Raw genomic sequence first — 3762 nt, 5'->3', positions numbered from 1 at the left:
CCCCCAGATACGCGTTGGCCGCGCGGTAGTCGGCCTGCCCCGGGTTCGGCACCTCGGCAACGACGGAGGAGAAGATGACGAAAAAGTCGAGCCCGTCCTCGCGGGTCGCCTCGTCGAGCGCGGTCGCGCCGAGCACCTTCACGCCCAGGACTTCGTCGAAGTCCGCCGCCGACTTGCGCAACGCACGGCCGTCCCGGGTCACGCCCGCGGCGTGCAGGACGCCGTGCAGGGGACCGTGCAGACGCCGCAGTTCATCTACGAGGTCCGCGACGGACCCGGCGCCCGCCACGTCGCAGACGCGATAGGTCGCGGCACGGCCAAGTTCCGCGACAGCAGCCCGCAGCCGCTCGGTGCCCGCCGACCGGCCGATCAGGGTGACCGATCCGGCGTCCGCGTCCACGAGGTGGCGCGCGAACAGCAGGCCCAGCGCACCGCCGCCACCCGATATCAGGTAGTTGCCGGCAGATCGGATCACACTCGCGCTTATCGACGTGGATGGCATGAGCTCGAAGGCCGTCAGCGCACGGACGAGGCGCTGCCCACCGGTGAACGCGATCTCGGTGACCCCGGTTTCGCAGACCTCGATCTCGGCCAGGAGCGCGGCGGCCCGGTCGGCCGCGGGCTCCGTGATCTCCATGCGGAGCGTGACGGCGGAGAGCCTCGGGTGCTCGGCGGCGAGAGTCCGCAGCGCGGCCGCGGCCGAGCGGCCCAGCAGGTCACACGACGCCACGCCGACGCGGACCGAAACCTCCGGCGAGGCTCTCAGCGCTGCGGCGGAGGCGGCGAAGGGCACCTTGAGGCCGTGGTCGAGCGCGTCGCGGGTGGCGGCGTAACCAGGCAGGTCCTCGTCCGGCGCCGCGGTACAGCACAGCACGAGGCGGACCGGGGCTCCGGCGTCGGCGCGTTCCGCAGCGACGCGATCCAGCTCTGCCCAGTCACGCAGGTCGACAGGACGCGTGTCGCCGCCTGACGCGGTGTCGGACAGGTCGATCACGGGGCGGCCTGCCGAGCGAAGGCGGGCGACCACGGCGTTGCGCAGCGCGGCGTCGGTTCCAAGCAGCAGCGTCGTACAGGCAGCGGTCGGTTCGGGGAGCGCCGATGCCGCGCGCGGGCGCGGTGTCCACTCTGCGCGCTGGAAGACGAGTGGCTGGTCGGCTGCGAGGACGGGCGCGGCGTTCGGCGTGGCCGCGATCAGCCCAGGAACTGGACCGGCGTAACGCTGCCAGGTGTGGAGGCGCTGGAACGGATACGTCGGCAGCTTCGCTCTGACGACCTGTCCCCTCCAGGCCTCGCGCCAGCGCACAGGCGTGCCGGTCACCCACTCGATGGCTGCCGTCCAGCCGTCCGAGTTCGCGTCCACGGCGAGCGGAGGGCGGCTGCGGTCAGGGCGCGCGGGCGCGGCACCCGCGACCAGGTTCGCGTGCCGTTCCGCGGTAGCAGCGGCGCGCAGCGCGGCGACGACGGACTCGGGATTCTGGGCGTGCACGGCCAGCCGATGCGAAAACTCGCGCCGACCGACCTGGCTGGAGTAGCAGAGGGCCGCCAGTCGCGCCGCGTCCGGCCGTTCGGCCTCCACCTGGTCGGCAAGGGCCCTCGCGGCTTCACGCAACGCCTCGCGGGCGCGCGCGGAGAGCAGCAGGACCTCCGGTCCTTGCGCGGGCTCGCCGCCCAATCGGCGCGGCGCATCCTCCAGCACGAGGTGCACGTTGGCGCCGCCCGCCCCGAAGGAGCTGACGCCGGCCCGTCGCGGCCCGCCGTCAGGGGGAGCGGGCCAGTCGATCAGCGCCGTCGGTGACGTGAACCGACGCGCGGCACCGCTGATCTCGTTGCTGACAGTGGTCAGATTCGCGCAGGGAACAATCGCCCCGTGCCGGAGCTGAAGCAGCGCCTTGGTCAGCCCGGCGATCCCGGCCGCGCCTTCGGGATGGCCGATGTTCGCCTTGACCGAGCCCACCGCGCACGCCGTGCCCGCGGGCCTGCCGTCGTCCGTCAGCAGCGCCGAGGCCAGCGCGGACAGTTCGATCGGATCGCCGAGCGCGGTGCCCGTGCCGTGCGCCTCCACGTAGCCGACGGTGGCCCGGTCGATGCCCGATCGGTCCAGAACGTCGGCGATAAGCGCGGCCTGGGCCCGCGGGTTCGGGACGGTGTAGCCGCTGGTGCGGCCGCCCGCGTTGGTGGAGGAGGCGAGGATCACCGCGAGCACCTCGTCACCGTCCTGCTCAGCGTCGGCGAGGGGCTTGAGCAGCACCGCGCCGACCCCCTCGCCCGGCACGAACCCGTCCGCGGACTCGTCGAACACCTTGCACCGGCCGTCGGCTGCGAGCATGTTCCGATTCCCGAGCGCGCGCAGATGCGCCGGGTGAAGGATGAGGTTCACCCCGCCCGCGATGGCGGTGCGGCACTCGCCGCGGCGCAGGCTCTCGCAGGCCAGATGCACCGAGAGCAGCGAGGAGGAGCATGCGGAGTCGACCGCGAAGCTGGGCCCGCGCAGGTCGAGCAGATAGGAGACGCGGTTGGCGACCGACCAGGACGCGGAGTGGGCGTTCGGGTAGCTGCCGTAGGCCCACTGGGTCGCCGCCAGCTGCCCGTAGGAGTGGTACATGGTGCCGACGAAGACCCCTGTCTCGCGGCTGCGGGTGTCCTCGGCGAGCTGACCGGCGCGGTCGAGCAGATTCCAGCAGATCTCGAGGAACAACCGCTCCTGCGGGTCGATGTCCTCGGCATCGCGGGGCAGGATGCCGAAGAAGCCCGCGTCGAAACCGTCGATGTCGCTCAGGAAGCAGCCCCGGCGGCCGATCTCGGTGCCGTCCGGGGAGACCGTGAGGTTCTCTCGCCAGTTCCATCGCTCGGGCGGCACGTCGCTCTCGGCGGTCTCGCCGCGGGAGAGCAGACGCCAGAAGGCGTCGAGGTCCGGGGCGGCGGGGTATCGCCCTTCGACACCGATGACCGCGATGCGCATCGGCTCGTCGCTTTGGGTAGCTGGCTCCGGCGCGTGCGGGACCGCGGTCTGAGCAGTGTGCGGCACGGTGGCCACAGGGACGGTCTCCGAGGTCGGTACGAGGACGGCCTGCACCTGCGTGGCGCGCTCGGCCAGCAGCCAGTCCGCGACCTCAAGCATGGTCAGGTTCTCGAACAGCAACGTGGCGGGCAGCTCGTCGAAGTCCCGCGCAAGTTCATCGATGATGGCAAGGCTGATCAGCGAGTCGATGCCGTACTGGTCGAAGGTGGCGCGCTCGTCCAGGTCTTCAGGGTCGAATTTCATTACCCGGGCGAAGACCCGGCGCACGTGGTCGGTGGCCCGGTCGCGGTCCACCGGGGCATCGGCGGCCTGCGGGCGGTCGGCCGGAGTCCGCAGCCGCGCCATGAGCACGGCCTGCTGGAGCCGGTCGGCGGGAGTGCCGGGCAGCCCGGCGACGTCCTCGACCTCGAAGCCCGCGGCGGTGAGCTCGGTGCGCCACTGGCCGGTGGACAGCAGCGGTCCGCCTGGCAGCCGCCGGTCGGCGTCGTCGAACTTCCACCAGCCGGGCGTGAGGCCGAAGGTGAGGGTGACGAAGGGCGAGATCCCAGTGGCCTCGTTGAGTATCAGCAGTCCGCCAGGCCGTAGCATCATCGCGACGTTGCCGAGCGTGCGCGCGATGGAGGTCGTCGCGTGCAGCACGTTCGTTGTGATGACGATGTCAGCCGTGGCGAGCCGGCTCGCCACGGGCCTGGCCTCGATGTCGAGGATCTCGAAGGTCATGAACGGGTTCTCGCGCCCGAAGG

At 71.9% G+C, this 3762-nt stretch carries 1 protein-coding gene; it reads right to left on the bottom strand.

Annotated features, from left to right (window positions below):
- Positions 1-3739 (bottom strand): SDR family oxidoreductase (locus AC08ON_RS04410; protein WP_476616503.1); only part of this gene is annotated, 3739 nt, incomplete at its 3' end.
- Positions 3740-3762 lie beyond the last annotated feature (23 nt).

This window comes from Frankia sp. CoWAU3 (assembly GCF_977971855.1).
The sequence above is the reverse complement of the archived record's forward strand: the minus strand, read 5'-3'. Positions and strand labels throughout refer to the sequence as shown.